The sequence below is a fragment of the Janibacter endophyticus genome (assembly GCF_016888335.1).
In the GTDB taxonomy this organism is placed as follows: domain Bacteria; phylum Actinomycetota; class Actinomycetes; order Actinomycetales; family Dermatophilaceae; genus Marihabitans; species Marihabitans endophyticum.
This window is the reverse complement of sequence record NZ_JAFEJG010000004.1, coordinates 1,197,752-1,220,277: the sequence shown is the minus strand read 5'-3', so window position 1 is coordinate 1,220,277 and position 22,526 is coordinate 1,197,752. Positions and strand designations below refer to the sequence as shown.

Below are 22,526 nucleotides of genomic sequence, written 5' to 3'. Positions count from 1 at the left end.
GCTGGCCCGCATGACCACGCACACCCCCCTTCGTCCCACCGGCACCGACCAGCCCGTCGACGTCGCCCTCCCCGGCACCCGCCTCGTCAAGCGCGGCCTCGCCGAGATGCTCAAGGGCGGCGTCATCATGGACGTCGTCACCGCCGAGCAGGCCCGCATCGCCGAGGACGCCGGCGCCGTCGCCGTCATGGCGCTCGAGCGCGTCCCCGCCGACATCCGCGCCCAGGGCGGCGTCGCCCGCATGTCCGACCCCGACCTCATCCAGGGCATCGTCGACGCCGTCTCGATCCCGGTCATGGCCAAGGCACGTATCGGCCACACCGTCGAGGCGCAGATCCTGCAGCACCTCGGCGTCGACTACATCGACGAGTCCGAGGTCCTCTCCCCCGCCGACTTCGTCCACCACATCGACAAGCACGCCTTCGACGTCCCCTTCGTCTGCGGCGCGACGAACCTCGGCGAGGCCCTCCGGCGGATCTCCGAGGGCGCCGCGATGATCCGCAGCAAGGGCGAGGCCGGCACCGGCGACGTCTCCGAGGCGGTGCGGCACATCCGCACGATCCGCACCGAGATCGCCGAGCTCCAGGCGCTCCACGCGACCTCTCCCGAGGCTCTCTACGCGCGGGCGAAGGACCTCCAGGCCCCGCTCGACCTCGTCACCGAGGTCGCGGCGACGGGCACGCTCCCCGTCGTGATGTTCACCGCCGGCGGCGTCGCGACCCCCGCGGACGCGGCGATGCTGCGGCAGATGGGGGCCGAAGGGGTCTTCGTCGGGTCCGGGATCTTCCTCTCCGGCAACCCGGCCGCCCGGGCCGAGGCGATCGTGCGGGCGACGACGTTCTTCGACGACATCGACGCGGTCACCGCCGCCTCCCGCGGGCTCGGCGCGGCGATGGTCGGGATCAGCGTCAGTGACCTGCCGGCGCCGCACCGGCTGGCCGAGCGCGGCTGGTGAGCCCGCTCGTCGGCGTCCTCGCGCTCCAGGGCGGTGTCACCGAGCACCTCCGGATGCTCGAGGGGCTCGGCGTGCGGGCGACGACGGTGCGCCGGCCGCACGAGCTCGCGCGGGTCGACGCCCTCGTCGTCCCGGGCGGCGAGTCGTCGGTGCTCGACCGGCTGCTCGACGTCGCCGGGCTGCGGCAGCCGCTCACCGACGCGCTCGTCGGCGGGCTCCCGGCGCTCGGGACGTGCGCCGGTCTCGTCCTGCTCGCGACCCGCATCGCGAACCCGTCCCCCGGCCAGCGCAGCCTCGGTGTCCTCGACGTCACCGTGCGGCGCAACGCCTTCGGGCGTCAGGTCGACTCGGTCGAGACCTGGGCACGGTGGTCAGGATCGCCGGGTGGCCCAGACCGGTTGCGGGCCGCGGCGATCCGCGCCCCGGAGGTCACGGCCTGGGGCGAAGGGGTGGAGGTCGTGGCGACGATGTCCGTCGCGGGCGTCGATCGTGTCGTCGGCGTGCGCCAGGGGTCGGTCATCGGGCTCTCCCTCCACCCGGAGCTCACGGGCGATACGACCGCCCACCACGCCCTCCTCGCAGCGATCGAGGGTCAGCGCTCGTGGACCTCGAGCAGCAGCGCGTGGGTGACGGCCGGGTCACCGACCGCCTTGGCGCCCCCGCCGAGGATCCCCTCGAGCAGCTGAGGTGGCTTCGGGAAGTCGTCGGGCAGGGCGTCGTTGTAGAGCCGGTGCTCCTCGAGCGACTCGACCGCCGCGTCGAGGTAGCCGGTGACGTCGACATAGCTGTCCGAGACCGGCGATGCCGAGAAGGCGAGCGTCCCGACGTGCCACGGCTCGAGCCCGTCCGCGGCAAGCTCGGGGTGGATCCACCGGTTGCCGGCGTCGGCGCAGGCGTCCATCGTCGCCAGCCCGACGGCGCGGTGGTCGGCCTGGTTGAGCCCTCCCCCGGCGAAGGTCTCGTGCCGCGTCAGGGTGGTCACGAGGTCGGGCCGGTGACGCCGGATCGCCGCGGCGATGTCGCGGCGCAGGGCGAGGCCGTACTCGATGGTGCCGTCCGACCAGTCGCCGAACTCGACGCGGTCAACACCGACGACCGCGGCGCTGGCGCGCTCCTCGTCGGCCCGCGCGGGAGCGGCGTCGACCGGGTCCATGCCGTCGATGCCGGCTTCGCCACGGGTGAGGAGGAAGTAGCTGACGGACTTGCCCGCCTCGGTCCACCGCGCGACCGCGGCGGAGGTGCCGTACTCGATGTCGTCGGGGTGCGCGACGACGCACAGCACCGACTCGAAGCGGGACTCGTCCAGGGGCTGCAGTGCGTGCTCGCTCATGGCCCCGACGCTACTCACACGGCAGGAGGCGAGGGGGGACGACGCGCGGCCTCGGCGGCCGCGGCGCGGTCGGCGTCCTCACGCATGATCCGGGCGCGCTCGATGGCCGCGCGCATCGGGTCGTGCTCGGCGAGCAGCTCACGCGCCTGCTGCGCGTTGCGGTGCTCGACGAGCAGCTCGTAGCGCGTCGCGAGGACCTGGCTCACCGACGTGAAGTCGCGCTTCCCACCCGCCGCCTTGTACCCGATCCATGCCCACACGAGGCCGAAGACGGCACCGATGAGGACCGTCGAGAGCATCCGCGGGAGCAGACCCTCACCCCCTTCGAACATCGCGAAGACCAGGCCGACGAAGACACCGATCCAGACACCCGAGAGGAGCCCGCCGAGCATCACCCGGCCCGAGGTCAGGCGGCCGGTGACCCGCTCGACCTGCTTGAGGTCGGTCCCGACGAGCATGACGTTCTCCACCGGGAACTCACGGTCGGCGAGGAAGTCGACCGCCTTCTGCGCCTCGGCGTAGGTGTCGTACGTCCCGAGGGACTGGGGGAACTCGAGGTCGAAGGCCCGTTGCTGGGCGGGGTTGAGGCCAGGCTGCGACATGCCCCCATGATCTCACCCCGCCCTGGCACGACCCTGAGACGTCCGACGGCCCCGGACCCTGGGGGTCCGGGGCCGGTCAGCCGAGGGGGTTCAGCCCTTGAGCTTGTAGTCCTTGAGGATCGACTTGCCGATGATCATCTTCTGGATCTCGGCGGTGCCCTCACCGATGAGCAGCATCGGGGCCTCGCGGTAGAGGCGCTCGATCTCGTACTCCTTGGAGTAGCCGAAGCCGCCGTGGATGCGGAAGGACTGGCCCACGACGTCCGCACAGTACTCGGCGGCCATGTACTTGGCGATGCCGGCCTCGAGGTCGTTGCGCTCGCCCTTGTCCTTGAGCTTGGCGGCCTTGACCATGAGCTGGTGCGCGGCCTCGACCTTGGCTGCCATGTCGGCGATGCGGAAGAGGATCGCCTGGTGGTCGACGATCTTCTTGCCGAAGGTCTCGCGCTGCTGGGCGTAGGCGATGCCGAGCTCGAAGGCGCGCATCGCGAGGCCGCACGCGCGGGCAGCGACGTTGACGCGGCCTACCTCGACGCCGTCCATCATCTGGTAGAAGCCCTTGCCCGGCTCACCACCGAGGATCTTCGCGGAGGTCGTCTGGTGGCCCTCGAGGATGAGCTCGGTCGTGTCGACGCCCTTGTAGCCCATCTTCTCGATCTTGCCGGGGACCGTGATGCCCTGGGCGGTCTCGCCGAAGCCCTCGGTCTTGTCGATGAGGAAGGTCGTCATGTTCTTGTGTGCGGTGTCATGGCCGAGGTCGGTCTTCACGAGCACCGCGACGAGGTTGGCCGTGGAGCCGTTGGTCAGCCACATCTTCTGGCCGGTGATGGTCCAGTCGTCGCCCTCGCCCTTGACCGCCTTGGTCTTGATGCCGGCGACGTCGGAGCCGAGGCCCGGCTCGGACATCGAGAAGGCGCCACGGATCTCGCCCGTCGCCATCTTCGGCAGGTAGTGCTGCTTCTGCTCCTCGGTGCCGTGCTTGAGGATCATGTAGGCGACGATGAAGTGGGTGTTGATGATGCCGGAGACGGGCATCCAGCCGCGGGCGATCTCCTCGACGCAGAGCGCGTAGGTCAGGAGGGACTCGCCGAGCCCGCCGAACTCCTCGGGGATCATCAGGCCGAAGATCCCCATCTCCTTCATCTGGTCGACGATCTGCTGGGGGTACTCGTCCTTGTGCTCGAGCTCCTGCGCGACCGGGATGATCTGCTCGTCGACGAACTCCTTGACGAGCTTGAGCAGCTCGCCCTGCTCCTCGGTCAGGCCGTCGGTCGTCTGGAGTCGGGACATGCGTAGATCGCCACCTCTGCGTCGGGTTCGGGGGGGGTGCTGCCGTCAGTATCCCTCGCAGCCCGCATCCCCCGGCAGCCCCTCTCGCAGTGTGATCCACCACGTCCCACCGCTACCCGCCCCGCATCCGTCCCCCGACACCCCGGTCCCGCAGATCCGAATTTTCCCAGGTTTCTGTCAGAGGCTCGTGAATGTTCGCGGGCGGAGCGTCAGGAGCCTCAGCGGATCTGGACGGTTCCGGCGAAGGGGTGAGCCAGATACCTAGAACTGTTGACGAGATCCGCAAGCACGCCGACGAGCTCGCCGCTCGCTTCGAGGACTACCAGCCGATGCCCGGCGACGAGCAGGACGCCCAAGCCGTGGCGCTACTGCGCGAGGCGGTCCACGAACGCTCCGCGGCCAAACAGCGCGTCATCGACGCGATCCGGGCCGCCCGCACCTCGGGGATGCCTTGGCCAGCGATCGGGGCGTTTGTCGGCACAAGCGGCGAAGCCGCCCACCAGCGATACGCTGACAAGGTCGCCTGACTTGATCTCCGCAAACTCCCTGCTAGGGGCAGTTGCGCGTGGCTCAGTGGCGGGGAGTCTTGAGCAGCACGATGGTGCAGGTTGGGCCGGCCGCTTGGGCGAGCCTGCGGTCGCCGGTTAGCAGTGCCGCGTCAAGCGCTTCGGCCAGTGCGACGTATGCGGCGTCGTAGGTGGTCAGGTTGTCTCGAAGCTCCCAGCATCGGCGCAGCAGCGTCAGGTGCGCGGCGCGGTGCATCGGCAGTGCCGCCAGATCGGTCAGGGCCAACTCGGCACGGCGGTTGTCGAGCGTCCCCAAGCGGTTCTGGCGGCGCAGCACCGAGGCGACCTCGAGGTCGATCGGCTCTGGCGCGGCCAGCGTCTCACCTCGAAGGCGGGCGCGAGCGGCATCGCCGTCGGGACCGTCGTCGGCCAAGGCGACTGCGAGGACGCTGGCGTCAACGACGAGCACGATCCCCCTGCACGGTCTTGATGGCATCGGCCAGCGAGACCGACCCGCCCGAACGGCCGCCGGCCCGGTCCAGGACCTCCTCTAACGTGGGCTGGCTGGCCTCAGCGATCAGCCGGGATCGCGGGTACTCCTGCAGCGACTGGTGCGCGGCGGCAGCCCGTTGCCGCAACACGGCGTGGGTGCTCTCCGGGACGTCCGAACCTGTGCAGTGGTTCTGACAGCGTTGAGTTGCACACGCCGATCCCCTCGTGGCCGTCCGAGAGGCCCGCGCTGGAAGCGTCTCCTCATCAATCGCCCGAGCTGGCACTTGTCTCAACCTCATGACCCGCTGAAAGACGTGTCGTCACGCTCTTCTGGCGGCCTCGACCGGCGACAGGATGAGTCCCTCGTGAGTCACCGTCGATCCGAGAACCGCGTCGCGATGGTCGAGGAAGGTGACATCGACATTCCCCAGTTCGGTAATCTGACGGTGTCACCGGTGGGTGCTGACACGTAGTCGAAGAGGCCGCCGACCTCGTTCAGCGCGCGAAGGATGCCCCGGTCGTAGGGGTAACGGTGCAGCACGGCGGTCGGCTGCGGTCGCGGGTAGCCCGGACGCGCCCCGACCCCCTCCTGTCGGGTGGGGGACAGCCACGCCAGTTGCTTGGTCAGCGGGTGATCGACATCGCCGTCGTGGAAGACCAGCTCGATGGTCGAAGCCTTGGACCGCAGCGACTGCATCCACGCCACCTGGGCTGCTCGGTCCATGCCAGGGATGGCGACAAAGCCCCCGTCCGTACTCACGATCCCTCCTCGAGCCAGGCCACCAGTCTCGCGTACGGGCAGCACGAGACCCACAAAATACCCGGTCGACGAAGTGAGGAGCGCACGGCGATGCTGAGCACGTCGACCAGCAGGCAGACGGCGATGAGGGCCAGGATGGTCGTGGTCACGGGCGGTGACCTCCCAGCGGTACACGCTGTAGGCGATGAGCTGGCGGGCCGCGGCGGGCACCGAAGCGTAGCCAAATGACGCGAGCGGCGGCGCGCCGAGCTCGGCGAGGGCCTCGCGGGGTCGCTTGTCGAGCTCCTCCACCACCTCGGCGAAGAGCCGTCCAGCCAGGGGCGAAGGGGTGAAAACCGGTTGCCGCGTCGTGGCACCCGGCGCGACCCTGACCGGGATGGCACACCAACCGCTCCACCTCCCGGCGACGGACCGCCCCCTTCGAGACCCGTCCCGCCCGGCCCAGGACGGCCCCTTCGCCCTGAGCGACGCACGCGACGGTCCCCCTGAGGGCGAGCGCTGGTCCGCGTGGGACCACGCGACGCACGGCCCGGAGCCGCGGCCGGACTGGGTCGTCACCGACCTCGGCGCCGTCGAGTCCGACCTCGGTGTGCTCAAGACCGGCAAGGAGGCCGACGTCCACCTCGTGCGGCGCTGGGTGCCGGGGACCGACCATGAGTGCCTGCTCGCCGCGAAGCGCTACCGCAGCTCCGAGCACCGCCTCTTCCACCGCGACGCCGGGTACCTCGAGGGTCGGCGCGTCCGCAAGAGCCGCGAGATGCGGGCGATGCAGCGGCGCACCGACTTCGGCCGGCAGATGATCGCCGGGCAGTGGGCGATCGCCGAGTTCAACGCCCTCGCGGAGCTGTGGTCGCGGGGACTGCCGGTGCCCTATCCCGTCCAGCTCGACGAGACCGAGCTGCTCATGGAGGTCGTCGCCGAGGAGGGCGCCGCCGCGCCCCGGCTCGTCCAGCTCCGTCCCGACGCCGACCTGCTCGCCGACCTCTTCGAGCAGCTGCGCACGACCCTGCTCGACCTGGCCGAGACGGGCTGGACGCACGGCGACCTCTCGCCCTACAACGTCCTCGTCCGCGACGACGAGCTCGTCATCATCGACTGGCCGCAAATCATCGACATCGTCGGCAACCCGCAGGGTTTCGAGCTCCTCGAGCGGGACGTGCGCACGATGTGCGCGTGGTTCGAGCGGCGTGGTCTCGGAGTCGACGTCGAGACGCTCTTCGGCGACTGCGCCGCCCTCGCTGCCGGCGGCTGACACCCTTCGGCCGACGGCCAGGCGCCTCACCCCTTCGCCCCGCCCGGCTCCAGATCCGCCGAGGCTCCTGACAATCCGCCCGCGAACATTCCTGAGCGTCTGACAGAAGCCTGGGGAAATTTGGATCTGAGGAGTGCTCAGCGCACGACGACCGTCGACCCCTGCGGCATGAGCCCCTCGGCCCAGATGAGGTCCATCGCCGCGTTGCTCACCCGCGCGCAGCCGTGCGAGGCGGGGTGGCAGGCGGCCAGCATGCTCACCAGGACCGACGCCGCCACCAGGCGCGCGACCCCCTTCGCCGTCCCGGGCCGACCGGTCCCGCTGCCCTCGCGTCCCATGACCCTGCTCCCCTGCGTCGCCGCCTCTCGGCGAACGTGGTGGCGACACCCCCTGCGGCGCCGCCACCCCTGACGACGGACGAGACCGGCCGGCGGTTGTCCCGCCGGCCGGTCTGTGACCTGCCTGTGATGCTCGGAGAGCCTGGGTGTCAGTAGACCCAGATCCGGCGGCCGATGGGCGCCAGGCCGGCGCTCCAGATGTAGTTCATGCCGGCGTTGCTCACGCGGGCGCACCCGTGGCTCGCCGGGTACCCCGGGATAGAGGTGGAGCCGTGGATCGCGTAACCGCGCCACCAGTACTTCGGACGCCAGAGGTTGCCGAGCGGCGCGTAGCGCATGCCGTTGATCTGGCGCTCGATGCGCCACCGGCCCCGGGGCGTGGGGGTGCGGGAGGTGCCGGTGCTCGTGTTGAAGACCCAGCGGACCTTGCCGCTGACGACGAAGATCAGCAGCTGGCGCTTGAGGTCGACCTCGATGATCGTGCCGCTCGTCGTGCGCGCCTTGGCCCGGGCGAGCCGGTCGATGACCCGCCAGGTGCCCGCGCCGCAGACGCCATCGCGCTTGAGGCCGTACACCTTCTGCACGGCCATGACGGCCTGCTGGGTGCTCTGGCCGTAGACACCGTCGCTGCCGGAGTGCCAGTAGCCCATCTGGCGCAGCTTGACCTGGAGGTTCTTGACGTGTGTGCCGCGGCTGCCGACCTTGAGCGTCGGCCGGACGGCCGCCGAGGCGGCGGTCGGTGCCAGGGCGCCGAGGCCCCCTGCGCCCACCGTGACGGCGGTGGCCAGGCCACCGCGCACGAGGAGCCGTCGCTGGGGTGACGTCGCTGCGTCTGCCAACGCGTGGCGGGGCTGGTAGGTGCTCATCGCTTGCTGCCCTTTCATCGCGACGAGCCCCCTGCGGCCCGCCTGTCCATCTCCTGGACGCCGCTCGTCGCCGATCGGTTGTCAGGAACTATGGAGAATTCTGCCAGGTGGGCGGCGGTGCTCCGGTCACGACCTGGCGACGATCGCCCGGTGCGTGTCGAGGACCCGGCGGGCGATGTCGACGTGGAGGTTCTCGATCATCTTGCCGTTGTAGGTGACGACGCCCTTGCCCGCGCCGGCCTCCCACGCCTCGAGGATGCCCTCGGCCTCCTCGACCGCCGCGGCGCTCGGCGCGAAGGTCTCGTTGCAGACCTCGACCTGGCCGGGGTGGATGAGGGTCTTGCCGTCGAAGCCCATGTCACGGCCCTGGGTGCACTCGGCGGCGAAGCCCTCGGCGTCCTTGACGTTGTTGTAGACGCCGTCGAGGATCGCGATCCCGGCCTCCCGGGCGGCGAGCAGCGAGAGCGAGAGCGCGGTCTGCAGCGGACCGCGCCCGGGGACGTGGTCGGCCTGGAGCTCCTTGACAAGGTCGTTGGTGCCCATGACGAAGACGGCGAGCCGGTCGGAGGCGCGGGCGATGTCGCGGACCTCGAAGATCGCGGTCGGCGTCTCGATCATCGCCCAGAGCTTCGTGTGCTCGGGGGCACCGGCGGCCTCCATCGCCGCGACGAGCGAGCGGACCTCCTCGGCGGTGCTGACCTTGGGCACGACGATCCCGGCAGGGCCGGCCTTCGCGGCGGCCACGAGGTCCTCGTCGTGCCACTGGGTGCCGATGCCGTTGATCCGGATCGTCAGCTCCCGGTCGCCGTACTCGCCGGAGGCGACCGCGGCGCACGCCGCCTCGCGGGCGGCAGGCTTGTCGTCCGGGCCGACCGCGTCCTCGAGGTCGAGGATGAGCGCGTCGACGGGCAGCGTCTTGGCCTTCTCCAGCGCGCGAGCGTTCGAGCTCGGCATGTAGAGGACGGAGCGGCGGGGGGTGTAGGTCTCGCTCATGGCTCAGGCCTCCTGCGTCTCGGAGGTCTCGGCGTAGAGCTCGGCGAGCTCCGGGTCGTTGGCGGAGAGCCGCTCGGCGAGCTCGAGGATCACGAGGCACTGCTTGAGGCTCGCGTCGTCCTCCATCTTGCCGTCGAGCATCACGGCGCCGGTGCCGTCGCCCATGGCCTCCTTGACGCGGCGGGCGTGCGCGACGTCCTCGGCCGAGGGGCTGAAGACCTTCTTGGCGATGTCGATCTGCACGGGGTGCAGGCTCCACGTGCCGACGCAGCCGAGCAGGAAGGCGTTGCGGAACTGGTCCTCGCACGCGACGGTGTCCTTGATGTCGCCGAAGGGGCCGTAGTACGGGAAGATCCCGTGCATCGCGCAGGCGTCGACCATGCGCGCGATCGTGTAGTGCCACAGGTCCTGCTGGTAGGAGGTCCGCTGCCCCTGGTAGTCCGGCACGCCGTCCGCGCCGCGCACCGGGTCCTGGCGCACGAGGTATCCGGGGTGGCCGCCGCCGACGCGGGTCGTCTTCATCCGGCGGTCCGCCGCGAGGTCGGCCGGGCCGAGGCTGATCCCCTGCATCCGCGGGCTGGCCCCGCAGATCGCCTCGACGTTGGCGACGCCGCGCGCGGTCTCGAGGATCGCGTGGACGAGGATCGGGCGGGTCAGGCCGGCCTTCGCCTCGAGCTGGGCGAGCAGCCGGTCGACGTAGTGGATGTCCTCGGGACCCTGGACCTTGGGGACCATGATGACGTCGAGCTTGTCGCCGATCTCCGGGACGAGGGTCGTGAGGTCGTCGAGGACCCACGGGCTGTCGAGCGCGTTGACCCGGGTCCACAGCTGGGTGTGCTCGCCGAAGTCGGTCGCCTTGGCGATCGTCACCAGGCCCTCGCGCGCGGCCTCCTTCTTGTCCGCCTTGACGGCGTCCTCGAGGTTGCCGAGGAGGACGTCGGCCGTGCCGACCATGTCCGGGATCTTCGCCGCCATCTTCTCGTTGCTGGGGTCGAAGAAGTGGATCATCCGGCTGGGCCGGGCGGGGACCTCACGGACCGGGGCCGGCGCTCCGACGGCGAGGGGGGAGAAGAAGTCCTTGGCGCTGCGCATAGGTGATGGCGTCCTTGGGCGAAGGGGGCGTGCTGGGGTCGCGGCGAACGTATCAGCGGCGGCGCCGCGGGCGTTATGACGCACGACACCCGGACGGCCCTAGGGTGAGGACGTGGTCAACATCAGCGCGGTGATGAGCGAGGCGCTCGCGAAGTCCGACCTGCTCTGGGTCCGCACGCCCGACCGTGACCGGCTGTGCTGGTTCGCCGTCCCGGGAGAGGACCACGCGCTGCCGACCGGCACCGTCGTCGTCGTGAGCGGGGGCGGCGAGCCGGACCTCGGCACCCTCCCCGAGACCGTCCACCTCGTCCTCCGCTCGAAGGGAGACGGCCGTCGCCTGCTCGTCCTCCAGGCCCGCACCGAGGCGATCCCGACCGACGACGAGCGCTGGGGCGCCGCCGCCGACCTGGCCCTCTCCGAGCGCCTCAACGCGGCTGCGGGCACGGCCGCCCGGTGGCGTGACGACGCGACGATCTGGCTGCTCACCCCCTTCGGCCAGCCGCTGGAGTCGCCGGCCGCGGACGCTCCCACCGACCTCGTCGCCGGACCGGTCCGCCCCTCCCCCGGGGCGACCACGGTCCGCCGGCCCTGGCACCTCGGCGGGCGGGGCAGGCGTCGCCGCTGAGCCCGCAGGCGGCACTAGTGTTGGACGGGTGAGTGCTCCGTCCCGTTTCTACGTCGCCCGGCTGGCGAGCCTCAACGTCTTCGACCCCCTCGGCGACCAGGTCGGCCGGGTCCGCGACGTCGTCGTCACCTTCAGCACCGGTCGGCGCCCCCGCGTCATCGGGCTCGTCGTCGAGGTGCCCGGCCCGCGGCGCGTCTTCGTCCCGATGACCCGCGTGACCTCCGTCGAGGGCGGCCAGGTCATCACGACCGGCCTGGTCAACATGCGCCGCTTCGAGCAGCGCGCCAACGAGACCCTCGTCCTCGCCGAGCTGCTCGAGCGCCAGGTGACGGTCAAGGGCGACGACGGCCCCGTCGAGGCGACCGTCGAGGACATCGGCGTCGAGCAGGCCACCAACCGCGACTGGATGGTCACCCGGGTCTTCGTCCGCAGCGGCCGCAAGGCCACCCGTGGCCTGCTCACCCGACGCCGCGGGGAGACCTTCACCGTCCCCTTCGAGGACGTCGCGGGTCTGCACAGCACCGACGCCGACCAGTCCGCGGTGCGCTTCCTCGAGCAGTTCGAGGACGCCAAGCCCGCCGACCTCGCCGAGGTCGTCACCGACCTGGCTCCCAAGCGGCGCGCCGAGGTGATCGCGGCCCTCGACGACGAGCGGCTCGCGGACATGCTCCAGGAGCTCGACGAGGACGACCAGTCCGAGATCATCGAGACCCTCAAGCAGTCGCGCGCCGCCGACGTCCTCGAGGCGATGGACCCCGACGACGCCGCCGACCTGCTCTCGGCGCTCACGCCCGAGCGTGCCGAGACCCTGCTCCAGCTCATGCAGCCCGACGACGCCGAGCCGCTGCGCCGCCTGCTCTCCTACGACGAGAACACCGCGGGCGGTCTCATGACGACCGAGCCGGTCATCCTCGGCCCGGAGAGCTCCGTCGCCGAGGCGCTGGCCGTCGTGCGCCGCGAGGAGGTCGGCGCCGCACTCGCCTCGACCGTCTACATCTGCCGCCCTCCGCACGAGACCCCGACCGGCAAGTACCTCGGGATGATCCACATCCAGCGGCTGCTCCGCGAGCCCCCGCACGCCTCCGTCGGGTCCTTCCTCGACACCGGTGTCGAGCCGTTGCGGGTCGACGCCCCGCTCGGCCAGGTGACCCGCACGCTCGCGACGTACAACCTCATCTCGGTGCCTGTCGTCGACGAGCAGCAGCGCCTGCTCGGCGCGATCACCGTCGACGACGTCCTCGACCACATCCTCCCGGAGGACTGGCGTGACGACCGCTACGAGGTGACCGATGAGTGACCGGACCCCGCGCGTCGACCAGCCGCGGGAGCTGCGCCGCCGACTCATCCGGCGACCGTCGAGCATGTCGAGCGAGGCCTTCGGCGTGCTGTCGGAGAAGTTCGCGCGCTTCATGGGCACGCCGCGCTTCCTCATCTGGATGACGATCTTCGTCGCCGTGTGGCTCGCGTGGAACACCTTCGTCCCCGAGGGCGCGCAGTTCGACCCGCGCGCTCTGAACTACACCCTGCTCACGCTCATCCTCTCGCTCCAGGCGTCCTACGCGGCGCCCCTGATCCTCCTCGCGCAGAACCGCCAGGACGACCGTGACCGGGTGGCGCTCGAGCAGGACCGGGTGCAGGCCGAGCGGGCCCTCGCCGACACCGAGTACCTGACCCGCGAGGTCGCGGCCCTGCGGATCGCGCTGCGTGACGCCGCGACGCGCGACTTCGTCCGCAGCGAGCTGCGCTCGCTGCTCGAGGAGATGGAGGAGAAGGGCCTCGAGGTCCGCCTCCGCGAGCAGCAGGAGACCCTCGACGACCCGAAGGGGTGAGCTCACCCCTGCGCCCCGCCCGATGACGGGGTACCCAGCCGGGCGACCTACGATGGCCCAATGGCTTCGACCCACCCCACGATCACCGACGAGATGCTCCGCGAGGCGTTGAGCACCGTCATCGACCCCGAGATCCGCAAGCCCATCACCGAGCTCGGCATGGTCGAGTCCGCCGAGGTCGACGAGGCGGGCCGCGCCCACGCGACGATCCTGCTCACCGTCTCGGGGTGCCCGATGAAGGACACCCTGACGACCGACACGGAGAAGGCGCTGCGCGGCATCGAGGGCGTCACCGAGGCCCGCGTGACCCTCGGCGTGATGTCCGACGAGCAGCGCGCCGACCTCAAGACGATGCTCCGTGGCGGGCAGGCCGAGCGCGAGGTCCCCTTCGCCAAGCCCGGGTCGCTGACCCGCGTCTACGCCATCGCCTCCGGCAAGGGCGGCGTCGGCAAGTCATCGGTGACCGCCAACCTCGCCGCCGCGCTCTCCGAGCAGGGGCTCAAGGTCGGGGTCGTCGACGCCGACATCTACGGCTTCTCCATCCCCCGCATGCTCGGCGTGACCCACCAGCCGACGCAGGTCGACGACATGATCCTGCCGCCCGTCGCGCACGAGGTGAAGGTCATCTCGATCGGCATGTTCGTCCCCGGCAACCAGCCCGTCGTGTGGCGCGGCCCCATGCTCCACCGGGCGCTGCAGCAGTTCCTCGCCGACGTCTTCTGGGGCGACCTCGACATCCTCCTGCTCGACCTGCCGCCGGGCACGGGCGACATCGCGATCTCGATCGCCCAGCTCATCCCGACGAGCGAGATCCTCGTCGTGACCACCCCGCAGCAGGCGGCCGCCGAGGTCGCCGAGCGGGCCGGGTCGATCGCCGCGCAGACGCACCAGCGCATCGTCGGCGTCATCGAGAACATGTCCTGGCTCGAGCTGCCCGACGGCACGCGCCAGGAGATCTTCGGCTCGGGTGGCGGTCAGTCGGTCGCGGACAGCCTGACCCGCACGATCGGCGCCCCCGTGCCGCTGCTCGGCCAGATCCCGCTCGACGTCACCCTGCGCGAGGGCGCCGACGAGGGCACCCCCGTGGTCCTCGGCCGGCCGGACAGCCCGGCCGCGGTGGCCCTCCGGGGCATCGCGAAGGGGTTGGCCAGCCGCTCGCGCGGCCTCGCCGGCCGCTCGCTGGGGCTCAGCCCGAGCAACCGCTAGGCGCGACCTGCTCCTTGAGGTGCACGGGGCTCTGCGACGAGCCTCGAGGTCAGGTCGCCTCGACGTCGTAGGGCGCCGGCTCCCCGGTGAGCTCGGCGACGTCGTCGTCCACGAGCGCGGGGCCGGTGCGCCCGTGGGCCAGGTCGTCCATGTCGGCGCGGGTCGACGCCCCGATCTCCCGGACGTCGCGCACCGTGTCGTCGAGCGGCTCGAGGAGGGCCTGCTTGACGATCCGCCGCGGGTCGTACTGCCGCGGGTCGTACTGGCGCCAGTTGACGTCCTCGAACTCCGGGCCCATCTGCTCCTTGAGCTGACCCTTGGCGTCGTTGGCCATGCGCCGGGCGTGGACGACGAAGCGGGCGAGCTTGGCTGCGTACTCGGGCATCCGGTCCGGGCCGAGGAGGAGCACGGCCAGGATGATGAGGATGATGAACTCCCACCCGTTGGGCAGCATCAGTCCTCCTTGGCGGCTTCGAGCGTCATCGTCAGCTGACGCTCGGCACCGTCGCGCTCGACCGTCAGACGTACCGTATCTCCCACTTCCTTGGCGCGGATGCGGACGACGAGCTGGTCGCTGTCGGAGATCCGCCGCCCGTCGATCTCGGTGATGACGTCGCCGGCCTCGACGCCGGCCTTGTCGGCCGGGCCGCCCGGGACCACCGGGTTCGTGCCCTGGATCGTGTCGGGCAGGACGCGGGCCCCTTCGCCGTCGAAGCGGGTGTCGAGGTGGACTCCGATGATCGGGTGGACGGCGCGCCCGGTCTCGATGAGCTGGTCGGCGGTGCGGCGGACCTGGGTGCTCGGGATGGCGAAGCCGACGCCGATGGAGCCGCTGGCGCTGTCGCGCAGGCCGCCGGGGATCTGGGCGATCGCCGAGTTGACCCCGACGACCTCTCCGCGCGCGTTGAGCAGCGGGCCGCCCGAGTTGCCCGGGTTGATCGCCGCGTCGGTCTGGATCGCGCTGATGTAGGACTGGTCGCCCTGCTCCCCCGCCGAGACCGGTCGCTCGAGCGCGCTGACGATGCCCGAGGTGACGGTGCTGTCGAGACCGAGCGGCGAGCCGACGGCGACGACGTGGTCGCCGACGACGACATCGCCGCTGTCACCGATGGGCAGCGGGGTGAGGCCGGCCGGGTCGACCTTGAGCACCGCGAGGTCGTAGCTGACGTCGCGCCCGACGAGCTCGGCCTCCCGGCGGGTGCCGTCGGCGAGCTCGACCGCGATCTGACCGCTGTTGCCCGCGGCCGCGACGACGTGGTTGTTCGTGACGATGTGGCCCTTGCCGTCGTAGACCCAGCCCGACCCGGTGCCTCCGCGGCCGGACGAGCCGACCCGGATCGTCAGCACGCTCGGGACCGCCTTGCCGGCGATGTCGGCGACCGAGCCGGCGGGGCGGTCGATGGGCGGGCCGTCGAGGGTGACGACGCCGGAGCCAGACTCCCGCTCAGCGGCGAGCCCGCCGACGGCGCCACCGGTGACCCCGGCGAGCAGCGCGGTCGCGGCGACGGCCGTGGCCGCGCCGAGCAGCGAGACGGTGCGTCGTGGTTTGCGAGCAGGCGTGGTCGGCTGCACGGAGGGCGAAGGGGGTCTCTGCGCGGGGGTCGGCCCGGCCCAGGGCTGCTGGGTCGGCTGGGTCTGCGGGTACCAGCCCGCGGGCTGGTGGTGCTGGGCCTCGTCGCGCGGGGGCGCCCACGGCGACTGGTGGTGGTCCGGCGCCTGCTGGGGGCGGTCGGGCTGGGTGTGGTCGACGGACGGCAGCGCCTGCGTCGGGTCGCCCTCGTGCGGGCGCTCGGGACGGTCGCTGGGCTCGGTCATGCCTAGATTGTGCCTTGCGGCTCGCGCGGCTCGGTCACGACGCCGTGATCGCGGCGACGGGGAAGCCCGAGACGGTCGAGCGGCCACGACTGCGGGGCGCCTCCCGGCGAGGTGCGCTCGCGGGGGCCGTGGGCTCACGGTGGGCGAGCGACTCGCGCAGCCGGGCCCGCCCGCGGTGGATGCGGGAGCGCACGGTCCCCAGCTTGATGCCGAGGACGTCGGCGACCTCCTCGTAGGTGAGGCCCTCGATGTCGTAGAGGACGACCGCCGCGCGGAACTGCGGCGGCAGCGCGTCGAGCGCGGCCTGGATGTCCGCGTCGAGGTGGGTGCGCTCGTAGATCTCGTGCGGGTCGGGGCTCGTCGTGCGCAGCCGGGCGGTCAGTCCCTCCCCGATGTGGTCGATACGCAGCCGCTGGCCGCGACGGGCCCGGTCGAGGAAGAGGTTGGTCGTGATGCGGTGGAGCCAGCCCTCGAAGGTCCCCGGCCGGTAGGAGTCGAGCGAGCGGAAGACCCGGACGAAGACGTCGTGGGTGAGGTCCTCGGCGTCGTGGTGGTCACCGGTGAGGCGGTAGGCGAGGCGGTAGACGCGCGGCGCGTGCTCCTCGACGACCTCGTGCCAGGTCGGCGGGGTCCAGTCGGCTGCGTCCGTGCTCACGGGGAGATCCTTCGTCATCGACCTGGACGCTCCCTGTGCGCAACGTCCGCCACCGTGGGGGTCACCACCCCTTCGTGGCGGACGCAAGGGGCGTGGGGCGCACAACGTCCGCCGAAGGGGGTGCCATCGCCCCTTCGTGGCGGACGCAAGGGGCCTGGGACGCACAACGTCCGCCGAAGGGGGTGCCATCGCCCCTTCGTGGCGGACGCAAGGGGGCGACGAACTAGGCTGGCGAACCATGAGCGGATCCCGTCTGAACAGCTACCTCTACGCCGAGGACTTCATCCCCGAGTCGGAGACCGGCGAGTCCGCCCGCCGGACGGGTGAGGAGCTCGGCGCCACCCCCGTCGGCACCGGCGTCGGCGCGGCCCTGCGCCTGCTCGCGGCCGCCTGCCAGGCCCGCCACGTCGTCGAGATCGGCGCCGGGGCAGGCACCTCCGGACTGTGGCTGCTCGACGGGATGCCCGACGACGGGATCCTCACGACGATCGAGCTCGAGCCGGAGAACGCGCGGGCCGCGCGCACGGCCTTCGCCGAGGCGGGCATCCCCACCCAGCGCACCCGCGTCATCGTCGGCCGGGCCGACGAGATCCTCCCCCGGATGACCGACGGCGCCTACGACATGGTGCACGTCGACGCTGACAAGGCGAGCTACCCGGGCTACGTCGAGCACGCGATCCGCATGCTGCGCCCCGGCGGCGTCCTCGCGCTGGACAACATGCTGTGGCACGACCGCGTCGCCGACCCCGCCCAGCGGGACGAGACGACGAGCACCCTGCGCGACCTCGGCAAGACGCTGCGCGACGACGAGCGTCTCGTGCCGGCGCTGCTGCCCGTCGGTGACGGGCTGCTCGCCGCGGTCCGCCGCTAGCTCGCGCCCGGGCCGGCGCCGCGACGGAACTGCGCCGGGCCCTCCGCGATCGCCACGACCTCGAAGGCCTCGATCACCACGGGCGCCGAGCCGATGATCTCGCTGCCGGGTGCCCCCGCGGCCCGCCCGGTGAAGTCCTCCTGGAAGCTGTCGCGGGCAGTCTCGTCACCGAAGACGTAGGTGCCCTCGAACCACTCGCCCTCACGCATGCGCCACGTCTTGAAGGCCAGCCCGTCGAGGAACATGAAGCTGGCCATCGACGTCCCGACGACGTACTCGCGCAGCTGCTCGGCGACCTCCGGGGCCGCGTCGGTCAGCGACCAGCGGACGGCGAGTCCGTAGCCAGCGTTCATGTGAGGCCTCCCAGCCAGGTGATCAGGGCGCGAGCACCGTAGCCCGTGCCGCCCTTGCTCAGGAGAGCGGTGTCATCATCCGAACGCCCCGGCCCGGCGATGTCGAGGTGGGCCCAACGGCGCTCCCCGACGAACTCCTGGAGGAAGAGCGCCGCAGTGATCGCGCCGGCCCCGCCCGGTGCGTTGTTGAGGTCGGCCACGCCGCTCTCGAGCAACGGCCGGTAGCCCTCGCGCAGCGGCAGCCGCCAGAAGGGCTCCCCCGCCGCGTCACCCGCGGCCGTGATCTCCTCGGCGAGGTCGTCCTCGGTCGCGAAGAGCGCGCCCATGCTCCGGGCGAGCGCCACGCGTGCCGCGCCGGTGAGGGTCGCGACGTCGACGAGGACGTCGGGGTCGAGGTGGTCGTCGGCGTACGCGAGCGCGTCGGCAAGGACCATGCGGCCCTCGGCGTCGGTGTTGAGGATCTCGACCGTGCGTCGTCCGCCGAAGGGGGTGACGACGTCACCGGGTCGATAGCTCGCCTCGCCGAAGGTGTTCTCCGCCAGGGCCATGAGGGCGGTGACCCGCACCGGCAGCCCGAGCGCGGCGACCGCGTCGATCGTCGCGAGCACGACGGCGGACCCGCTCATGTCGGTGCGCATCGCGGACATGGCGTCCGCCGGCTTGACGCTGATCCCCCCGGTGTCGAAGGTGATGCCCTTGCCGACGAGGACGACGTGCGGCGACCCCTTCGCGCCCTCCGGGCGGTAGTCGAGCTGGACGAGCCGCGGCGGGTTGACCGAGCCGCCGCCGACGGCGAGGAGACCACCGAAACCCTCTGCGGCGAGCGCCTGCTCGTCGCGGACGGTGATCTCGAGCCCGGCCCGCTCGGCCACCGCCGCCGCGCGGTCGGCGAGCCACTGCGGGGTCGCGATGTTGGCCGGGGCGTTGGCGAGGTTGCGGGCGATCAGGCTCGCCGCCGCGGTGACGACCGCCCGCTCGAGGACCGAGTCCTCGACGTCCGTCACGAGACACGTCCGGGCCGCGGGCTCCGCGGACGGCGAGACGACTGTCGCCGACGACGCGGCACGAGTCGTGGCGCTCGTCGGCCGGCTCACGTGCGTCGGCTGGTAGCCGCCGAGCACGAGACCCTCGACGAAGGCCGCGGTGCGGCGCGGGTCGCTCAGCAGCTCGTGCGCCACGACGATCTCCGTGTGCCCGTCGAGGGTCGTGCCGAGGCGACCCACCTGGGCACCGATCCGCCGGGCGTCGTCACTCGTCGGGGCGTCCTTCACCGCGTAGACGCAGCGCTCGCCCGTCGCCGCCGACCCCTGCGAGACGACAACCGGAGCGTCCTCGGCGACCCGACGGCGGGCCGCCGCCCACGCCTCGGCGTGAGCGGATCCCCCTTCGTCCGGGCCGAGGACGACGACGAGAGCCGCACCGACCTGCTCGGCCGACTCCGGCACGGCATCGGTGGTGCAGAGGTGCGTGGTGAGCGGGGTGAGCACGGCGTCTGCAGGCATGGGACCGACCCTAACGCCGAGGGGCACACCCCTTCGGACGACGACGGCCCCCGACGCGTGCGCGTCGGGGGCCGGTCAGTCGCGGAGACCTGCTACTTCAGGCCCTCGCAGTCGTCGATGGCCTGGCCGAGGGCCTTGACCTCGTCGGGGGTCATCTCGACGACGAGGCGACCGCCGCCCTCCAGGGGCATGCGCAGGACGATGCCGCGCCCCTCCTTCACGACCTCGAGGGGTCCGTCGCCGGTGCGAGGCTTCATTGCCGCCATGTGTGAGTCCCTTCTCGTCACCACCCGACCTCCGGGCGGTGGGATGGCGGCGCCCGTCGCGCCGCCAGCGTTACCGACCATTATCCCCCGACCGCGGGCCCGCTCCTAATCAGAGCGCTGAGGAGTCGTCGCCGCCGATCAGGGTGGTGTGACGTGCCACGGCACGTAGGTGAGCAGGCCGCAGGACCACGCGATCACTCCCCCGACGAGGACGAGCGCGACGACGGCGACCCGCAGTCTCCAGTGCCGCACGATCTCCTTGCCCGTCGACGTCCGCATCGCCACCGACGCGACGAGCGCCGCGAGCGGGAAGTCGAGGAGGAGGAAGCGCCACATGCTCGTGATCGGCCGCACCACGGCGAAGAGGTACAGCGGGTAGGCGAGCGCCCACATCCGGACCTCGAGCGGCATCCAGGCTCCGTGCCGACCGACGACGAGCGCGATGTACGTCGCGACGAGGGCGACCATGACGATGACGCCGAGCAGGCCGCGCTCGCCCCAGGCCCAGCTGAACCACAGGACGAAGGGGCCCTCGTCGGGCTTCTGCCCCCACGCGGCCTGGACGCGGAAGAAGGCGTCGGGCAGCCCCGAGACGTAGCCCACGGTGACCGGCCAGGCGATCGCCGAGGCCGCGGTGACGGCGAGCATGACGACGACCTTCCACCGGTCGCCCTCCAGGGGCGTGCGGCCGACGTCACGCTCCTCGCGCCAGCGCAGCCAGAGGTGGACGAGGACGGCGACCCCGAGCGCGGGCGCGGCCGCCCGGGTGTATCCAAGGACGACGGCGCACAGCACGAAGGCGAGGTAGCGGCGCTGCATGAGCAGGAGCAGGGCCCCCGCGATGAGGCATGCCGCGAGCGCCTCCGTGTACGGGATGACCATGACGCCGGTCGCCGGGTAGAAGCACCACAGCGCCGCGGCGACGAAGGCGAGCCTCTCGCGCGCCGGCTGGGTGCCCGCGTGGACGGGGAAGGCGAGCACCTTCCACACGAGGATGACCGCGACCGCGCCGAGCACGAGGTTGAGCAGGACCGCGGCGGTGGTGAAGCCCAGCCCGGTGGCCATGAGCCCGCGGACGAGGATCGGGAAGACCGGGAAGAAGGCCCACTGGCTGTAGGTGATCTGGCCGGTGGACGAGTCCGCGGGCAGCGGCACCGGGTAGCCCTCGACGACGATCCGCTCGTACCACTGTGCGTCCCAGAGGTTGAACATGTCGCTGACGGTCGGGTTGGGGTGCCCGACGCCGGCCGGTGCCTGGTAGTAGCGGGCGGCGACCCAGATCGCGAGGACGGCGACGACCCGGCTGATGACGTAGACGCCGAGGAGCGAGCGCACGGGGTGCCGCAGGGCCGTGCTGGCCCACCGGTCCCGGGTGGCGAAGGTGAGCCCCTTCATCGTGGGGAGCTCATCCTCGGCAGGTCGGCGAGGACGCCGTCGAGGACCCGGTCGAGCATGGCGGCGGTGGCCCGTCGGGTCAGCCGGGCGACCGGACGACCGAGGGGACGAAGGGGGGATGCCGGGTGGATCTCCTCGGTCCAGGAGACCTCCGCGCCGCCGTCGACGGGTCGCACGTCGATCTCGGCCCAGCCCCCGAGGACCCGGCCGCGCTTGACGAGGCGCATCCGCGGGCGGGGTGCCGGGGGCGGGGTCCACCCGGTGACGGTCATCGGGTCGTGGAATCCCAGCGGCCCGAGGGCGGTCCGGGCGACAAAGGTGCGCCCGAGCCCGAGCGGGGCGTCGAGGCTGATCGAGGTGAGGGGCACGTGCGGGCCGTGCGCGACGACGTCGGTGACGCGCTCCCACGCCTCCTCGACGCTCGCCGCGACGCGGCGGCGCACGGTGACCGCGGTCATGGGCGAGGCTCTCCGCGTCCCTCGGCGGGCTGCGGGTCCACCTCGTCCGGCCTGGGTGCGACCTGATGCTCGAGCTCGACGATCCGCGCGTAGAGGACGTCGAGGGCCTCGTCGACCTGGTCCATCCGGTAACCCCGCAGGGCGGTGTCGAAGCGGATGGCGTCGATGTCCGCGGCGCGCGGGTGCGGGTCGAGCTCGAGGGCGGGGGTCGACGTCACCGGGGCCGGCACCGGGTCGACCGCGACCCGGCCGAGCGCGAGCGCCACGGTCGCCGCGACGACGAGCACCGCGACCGCGATGAAGAAGACCCAGACCACCTACTCCGCCCCCTGCTGGGTGAAGTGCGGGTGCGGCTCGTCGTCCTCGACGGAGGAGACGATCCGCACCGCCTCGGCAGGGTCGTCCGTGAGGTGGAGGAGGTCGACGTCGACCTGGCTGATCGTGCCGGCCGCCACGGCGGTGTCTTGGAGCCAGGCGAGCAGCCCGCTCCAGTAGTCGACGCCGAGCAGGACGATCGGGAAGGAGGTCTTCTTCTGCGTCTGGACGAGCGTGACCGCCTCGAAGAGCTCGTCGAGGGTCCCGAAGCCGCCCGGCAGGACGATGAAGCCCTCGGCGTACTTGATGAACATCGTCTTGCGGGCGAAGAAGTAGCGGAAGTTCACCCCGAGGTCGACGTACTCGTTGAGCCCCGCCTCGAAGGGCAGCTCGATGCCGAGACCGACCGAGACCCCTCCCCCTTCGCGGGCACCCTTGTTGGCCGCCTCCATGGCCCCCGGGCCGCCGCCGGTGATGACGCCGTAGCCGGCGTGGGCCAGCCGACGACCGACCTCGACGCCGAGCGCGTACTCACGGCTCTCCCTTCGCGTCCGGGCGCTGCCGAAGACGCTGATCGCCGGGCCGAGCTCGGCGAGCGCGCCGAAGCCCTCGACGAACTCGGCCTGGATGCGCAGCACCCGCCAGGGGTCGGTGTGGACCCAGTCGGCGGTGCCGCGGCTGTCGAGGAGGCGCTGGTCGGTCGTCGAGCTCGGCACCTGCGCGCCCCGCATGACGACGGGTCCCTTGTGGTAGGCGCGGC

29 protein-coding genes are annotated in these 22,526 nt (G+C 71.7%); 9 read left to right on the top strand and 20 right to left on the bottom strand.

The window, feature by feature from the left end:
- The first annotated feature begins 10 nt into the window (after positions 1–10).
- Positions 11–955, top strand: coding sequence for a pyridoxal 5'-phosphate synthase lyase subunit PdxS (gene pdxS, locus JNO54_RS06010; protein ID WP_204143077.1), 945 nt, complete (start codon positions 11–13; stop codon positions 953–955).
- A complete protein-coding gene (gene pdxT / locus JNO54_RS06005; RefSeq protein WP_307818076.1) occupies positions 952–1,641 on the top strand; it encodes a pyridoxal 5'-phosphate synthase glutaminase subunit PdxT in 690 nt (229 codons plus the stop codon). Before pdxS ends, pdxT begins: the two co-directional genes overlap by 4 nt.
- On the opposite strand, the gene JNO54_RS06000 is transcribed toward pdxT, so the two are convergent.
- The 3 genes from JNO54_RS06000 to JNO54_RS05990 all read right to left on the bottom strand — a co-directional run bounded on the left by JNO54_RS06000 (position 1,548) and on the right by JNO54_RS05990 (position 4,177).
- Entirely contained in the window at positions 1,548–2,285 is a 738-nt protein-coding gene (locus JNO54_RS06000) for a PIG-L deacetylase family protein (protein ID WP_204143076.1), read from the bottom strand. The two genes, pdxT and JNO54_RS06000, sit on opposite strands and share 94 nt — an antisense overlap.
- Before the next feature lie 14 nt (positions 2,286–2,299).
- On the bottom strand, positions 2,300–2,887 hold the full coding sequence (locus JNO54_RS05995) for a YflT domain-containing protein (RefSeq protein ID WP_204143075.1): 588 nt from the start codon (positions 2,885–2,887) through the stop codon (positions 2,300–2,302).
- Positions 2,888–2,977: 90 nt separating this feature from the next.
- Positions 2,978–4,177 carry an acyl-CoA dehydrogenase family protein gene (locus JNO54_RS05990; RefSeq protein ID WP_204143074.1) on the bottom strand — a complete coding sequence of 400 codons (1,200 nt, stop codon included), beginning with the start codon at positions 4,175–4,177 and terminating at the stop codon, positions 2,978–2,980.
- A gap of 248 nt (positions 4,178–4,425) precedes the next feature.
- Between JNO54_RS05990 and JNO54_RS05985 the strand changes: the two genes are divergently transcribed.
- On the top strand, positions 4,426–4,704 hold the full coding sequence (locus tag JNO54_RS05985) for a hypothetical protein (protein WP_204143073.1): 279 nt from the start codon (positions 4,426–4,428) through the stop codon (positions 4,702–4,704).
- 43 nt (positions 4,705–4,747) lie between these two features.
- Here JNO54_RS05985 and JNO54_RS05980 read toward each other — a convergent pair whose 3' ends face one another.
- The 3 genes from JNO54_RS05980 to JNO54_RS05970 all read right to left on the bottom strand — a co-directional run bounded on the left by JNO54_RS05980 (position 4,748) and on the right by JNO54_RS05970 (position 6,084).
- Positions 4,748–5,152: a type II toxin-antitoxin system VapC family toxin gene (locus JNO54_RS05980; RefSeq protein WP_204143072.1), complete on the bottom strand. Its 405-nt coding sequence runs from the start codon at positions 5,150–5,152 to the stop codon at positions 4,748–4,750.
- 393 nt (positions 5,153–5,545) lie between these two features.
- Positions 5,546–5,935 (bottom strand): hypothetical protein, encoded by a 390-nt coding sequence (locus JNO54_RS05975; RefSeq protein WP_204143071.1) that lies wholly within the window; start codon positions 5,933–5,935, stop codon positions 5,546–5,548.
- On the bottom strand, positions 5,932–6,084 hold the full coding sequence (locus JNO54_RS05970; protein WP_204143070.1) for a hypothetical protein: 153 nt from the start codon (positions 6,082–6,084) through the stop codon (positions 5,932–5,934). Before JNO54_RS05970 ends, JNO54_RS05975 begins: the two co-directional genes overlap by 4 nt.
- Positions 6,085–6,311: 227 nt before the next feature.
- On the opposite strand from JNO54_RS05970, the gene JNO54_RS05965 reads away from it, so the two are divergent.
- Positions 6,312–7,187, top strand: a complete 876-nt coding sequence (locus JNO54_RS05965; protein WP_204143069.1) for a serine protein kinase RIO — start codon at positions 6,312–6,314, stop codon at positions 7,185–7,187.
- Between the two features lie 137 nt (positions 7,188–7,324).
- Here the strand turns inward: JNO54_RS05965 and JNO54_RS14440 are convergent, their stop codons facing one another.
- From JNO54_RS14440 to JNO54_RS05945, 4 genes are all read right to left on the bottom strand, one after another.
- Positions 7,325–7,525, bottom strand: a complete 201-nt coding sequence (locus tag JNO54_RS14440) for a L,D-transpeptidase (RefSeq protein WP_233703194.1) — start codon at positions 7,523–7,525, stop codon at positions 7,325–7,327.
- A 149-nt stretch (positions 7,526–7,674) separates the two neighbouring features.
- Positions 7,675–8,391 carry a L,D-transpeptidase family protein gene (locus JNO54_RS05955; RefSeq protein ID WP_204143068.1) on the bottom strand — a complete coding sequence of 239 codons (717 nt, stop codon included), beginning with the start codon at positions 8,389–8,391 and terminating at the stop codon, positions 7,675–7,677.
- Between the two features lie 126 nt (positions 8,392–8,517).
- Entirely contained in the window at positions 8,518–9,384 is an 867-nt protein-coding gene (locus JNO54_RS05950; protein ID WP_204143067.1) for an HpcH/HpaI aldolase/citrate lyase family protein, read from the bottom strand.
- Positions 9,385–9,387: 3 nt separating this feature from the next.
- Positions 9,388–10,476 (bottom strand): HpcH/HpaI aldolase/citrate lyase family protein, encoded by a 1,089-nt coding sequence (locus tag JNO54_RS05945; protein WP_204143066.1) that lies wholly within the window; start codon positions 10,474–10,476, stop codon positions 9,388–9,390.
- Positions 10,477–10,588: 112 nt separating this feature from the next.
- Here JNO54_RS05945 and JNO54_RS05940 point away from each other — a divergent pair, with 112 nt between their 5' ends.
- The 4 genes from JNO54_RS05940 to JNO54_RS05925 are packed head-to-tail and all read left to right on the top strand — an operon-like array spanning position 10,589 to position 14,136.
- On the top strand, positions 10,589–11,101 hold the full coding sequence (locus tag JNO54_RS05940) for a hypothetical protein (RefSeq protein WP_204143065.1): 513 nt from the start codon (positions 10,589–10,591) through the stop codon (positions 11,099–11,101).
- 28 nt (positions 11,102–11,129) lie between these two features.
- On the top strand, positions 11,130–12,398 hold the full coding sequence (locus JNO54_RS05935; RefSeq protein WP_204143064.1) for a magnesium transporter MgtE N-terminal domain-containing protein: 1,269 nt from the start codon (positions 11,130–11,132) through the stop codon (positions 12,396–12,398).
- A complete protein-coding gene (locus JNO54_RS05930) occupies positions 12,391–12,930 on the top strand; it encodes a DUF1003 domain-containing protein (RefSeq protein WP_204143063.1) in 540 nt (179 codons plus the stop codon). The genes JNO54_RS05935 and JNO54_RS05930 overlap by 8 nt, the downstream gene beginning before the upstream one ends.
- A 60-nt stretch (positions 12,931–12,990) precedes the next feature.
- Positions 12,991–14,136: an Mrp/NBP35 family ATP-binding protein gene (locus tag JNO54_RS05925; protein WP_204143062.1), complete on the top strand. Its 1,146-nt coding sequence runs from the start codon at positions 12,991–12,993 to the stop codon at positions 14,134–14,136.
- Between the two features lie 49 nt (positions 14,137–14,185).
- On the opposite strand, the gene JNO54_RS05920 is transcribed toward JNO54_RS05925, so the two are convergent.
- From JNO54_RS05920 to sigE, 3 genes are read right to left on the bottom strand one after another with little or no spacing between them, the layout of a single operon-like run.
- Positions 14,186–14,590, bottom strand: coding sequence for a twin-arginine translocase TatA/TatE family subunit (locus JNO54_RS05920; protein WP_233703193.1), 405 nt, complete (start codon positions 14,588–14,590; stop codon positions 14,186–14,188).
- A complete protein-coding gene (locus tag JNO54_RS05915) occupies positions 14,590–15,951 on the bottom strand; it encodes a S1C family serine protease (protein ID WP_204143061.1) in 1,362 nt (453 codons plus the stop codon). The genes JNO54_RS05920 and JNO54_RS05915 overlap by 1 nt, the downstream gene beginning before the upstream one ends.
- Before the next feature lie 34 nt (positions 15,952–15,985).
- Positions 15,986–16,624 (bottom strand): RNA polymerase sigma factor SigE, encoded by a 639-nt coding sequence (gene sigE, locus JNO54_RS05910; RefSeq protein WP_204143060.1) that lies wholly within the window; start codon positions 16,622–16,624, stop codon positions 15,986–15,988.
- 220 nt (positions 16,625–16,844) lie between these two features.
- On the opposite strand from sigE, the gene JNO54_RS05905 reads away from it, so the two are divergent.
- Positions 16,845–17,477, top strand: coding sequence for an O-methyltransferase (locus tag JNO54_RS05905; protein ID WP_204143059.1), 633 nt, complete (start codon positions 16,845–16,847; stop codon positions 17,475–17,477).
- Here the strand turns inward: JNO54_RS05905 and JNO54_RS05900 are convergent.
- From JNO54_RS05900 to JNO54_RS05870, 7 genes are all read right to left on the bottom strand, one after another.
- Entirely contained in the window at positions 17,474–17,830 is a 357-nt protein-coding gene (locus JNO54_RS05900) for a hypothetical protein (protein ID WP_204143058.1), read from the bottom strand. The two genes, JNO54_RS05905 and JNO54_RS05900, sit on opposite strands and share 4 nt — an antisense overlap.
- Positions 17,827–19,332, bottom strand: coding sequence for a leucyl aminopeptidase family protein (locus JNO54_RS05895; RefSeq protein WP_204143057.1), 1,506 nt, complete (start codon positions 19,330–19,332; stop codon positions 17,827–17,829). The genes JNO54_RS05900 and JNO54_RS05895 overlap by 4 nt, the downstream gene beginning before the upstream one ends.
- A gap of 92 nt (positions 19,333–19,424) precedes the next feature.
- Positions 19,425–19,598, bottom strand: a complete 174-nt coding sequence (locus tag JNO54_RS05890; protein ID WP_204143056.1) for a DUF3117 domain-containing protein — start codon at positions 19,596–19,598, stop codon at positions 19,425–19,427.
- A 138-nt stretch (positions 19,599–19,736) separates the two neighbouring features.
- Positions 19,737–20,993 (bottom strand): putative hexosyltransferase, encoded by a 1,257-nt coding sequence (locus JNO54_RS05885; protein WP_204143055.1) that lies wholly within the window; start codon positions 20,991–20,993, stop codon positions 19,737–19,739.
- On the bottom strand, positions 20,990–21,451 hold the full coding sequence (locus JNO54_RS05880) for an SRPBCC family protein (protein ID WP_204143054.1): 462 nt from the start codon (positions 21,449–21,451) through the stop codon (positions 20,990–20,992). The genes JNO54_RS05885 and JNO54_RS05880 overlap by 4 nt, the downstream gene beginning before the upstream one ends.
- Positions 21,448–21,768 carry a DivIVA domain-containing protein gene (locus JNO54_RS14930; RefSeq protein ID WP_204143053.1) on the bottom strand — a complete coding sequence of 107 codons (321 nt, stop codon included), beginning with the start codon at positions 21,766–21,768 and terminating at the stop codon, positions 21,448–21,450. The genes JNO54_RS05880 and JNO54_RS14930 overlap by 4 nt, the downstream gene beginning before the upstream one ends.
- Complete coding sequence (locus JNO54_RS05870; RefSeq protein ID WP_204144572.1) at positions 21,769–22,497, bottom strand: LOG family protein; 729 nt, start codon at positions 22,495–22,497, stop codon at positions 21,769–21,771.
- Positions 22,498–22,526 lie beyond the last annotated feature (29 nt).

What these genes read in the sequence shown, in the direction of transcription:
- JNO54_RS05920 (WP_233703193.1), bottom strand. Translation starts at nt 14,590, where the DNA reads ATGCTGCCCAACGGGTGGGAGTTCATCATCCTCATCATCCTGGCCGTG.
- JNO54_RS05950 (WP_204143067.1), bottom strand. Translation starts at nt 9,384, where the DNA reads ATGAGCGAGACCTACACCCCCCGCCGCTCCGTCCTCTACATGCCGAGC.
- JNO54_RS05890 (WP_204143056.1), bottom strand. Translation starts at nt 19,598, where the DNA reads ATGGCGGCAATGAAGCCTCGCACCGGCGACGGACCCCTCGAGGTCGTG.
- JNO54_RS05895 (WP_204143057.1), bottom strand. Translation starts at nt 19,332, where the DNA reads ATGCCTGCAGACGCCGTGCTCACCCCGCTCACCACGCACCTCTGCACC.
- JNO54_RS14440 (WP_233703194.1), bottom strand. Translation starts at nt 7,525, where the DNA reads ATGGGACGCGAGGGCAGCGGGACCGGTCGGCCCGGGACGGCGAAGGGG.
- pdxS (WP_204143077.1), top strand. Translation starts at nt 11, where the DNA reads ATGACCACGCACACCCCCCTTCGTCCCACCGGCACCGACCAGCCCGTC.
- JNO54_RS05995 (WP_204143075.1), bottom strand. Translation starts at nt 2,887, where the DNA reads ATGTCGCAGCCTGGCCTCAACCCCGCCCAGCAACGGGCCTTCGACCTC.
- JNO54_RS05880 (WP_204143054.1), bottom strand. Translation starts at nt 21,451, where the DNA reads ATGACCGCGGTCACCGTGCGCCGCCGCGTCGCGGCGAGCGTCGAGGAG.
- JNO54_RS05870 (WP_204144572.1), bottom strand. Translation starts at nt 22,497, where the DNA reads ATGCGGGGCGCGCAGGTGCCGAGCTCGACGACCGACCAGCGCCTCCTC.
- JNO54_RS05930 (WP_204143063.1), top strand. Translation starts at nt 12,391, where the DNA reads ATGAGTGACCGGACCCCGCGCGTCGACCAGCCGCGGGAGCTGCGCCGC.
- JNO54_RS06000 (WP_204143076.1), bottom strand. Translation starts at nt 2,285, where the DNA reads ATGAGCGAGCACGCACTGCAGCCCCTGGACGAGTCCCGCTTCGAGTCG.
- JNO54_RS05965 (WP_204143069.1), top strand. Translation starts at nt 6,312, where the DNA reads ATGGCACACCAACCGCTCCACCTCCCGGCGACGGACCGCCCCCTTCGA.
- JNO54_RS05885 (WP_204143055.1), bottom strand. Translation starts at nt 20,993, where the DNA reads ATGAAGGGGCTCACCTTCGCCACCCGGGACCGGTGGGCCAGCACGGCC.
- JNO54_RS05945 (WP_204143066.1), bottom strand. Translation starts at nt 10,476, where the DNA reads ATGCGCAGCGCCAAGGACTTCTTCTCCCCCCTCGCCGTCGGAGCGCCG.
- JNO54_RS05905 (WP_204143059.1), top strand. Translation starts at nt 16,845, where the DNA reads ATGAGCGGATCCCGTCTGAACAGCTACCTCTACGCCGAGGACTTCATC.
- JNO54_RS05915 (WP_204143061.1), bottom strand. Translation starts at nt 15,951, where the DNA reads ATGACCGAGCCCAGCGACCGTCCCGAGCGCCCGCACGAGGGCGACCCG.
- JNO54_RS05925 (WP_204143062.1), top strand. Translation starts at nt 12,991, where the DNA reads ATGGCTTCGACCCACCCCACGATCACCGACGAGATGCTCCGCGAGGCG.
- JNO54_RS05955 (WP_204143068.1), bottom strand. Translation starts at nt 8,391, where the DNA reads ATGAGCACCTACCAGCCCCGCCACGCGTTGGCAGACGCAGCGACGTCA.
- JNO54_RS05990 (WP_204143074.1), bottom strand. Translation starts at nt 4,177, where the DNA reads ATGTCCCGACTCCAGACGACCGACGGCCTGACCGAGGAGCAGGGCGAG.
- sigE (WP_204143060.1), bottom strand. Translation starts at nt 16,624, where the DNA reads ATGACGAAGGATCTCCCCGTGAGCACGGACGCAGCCGACTGGACCCCG.
- JNO54_RS05900 (WP_204143058.1), bottom strand. Translation starts at nt 17,830, where the DNA reads ATGAACGCTGGCTACGGACTCGCCGTCCGCTGGTCGCTGACCGACGCG.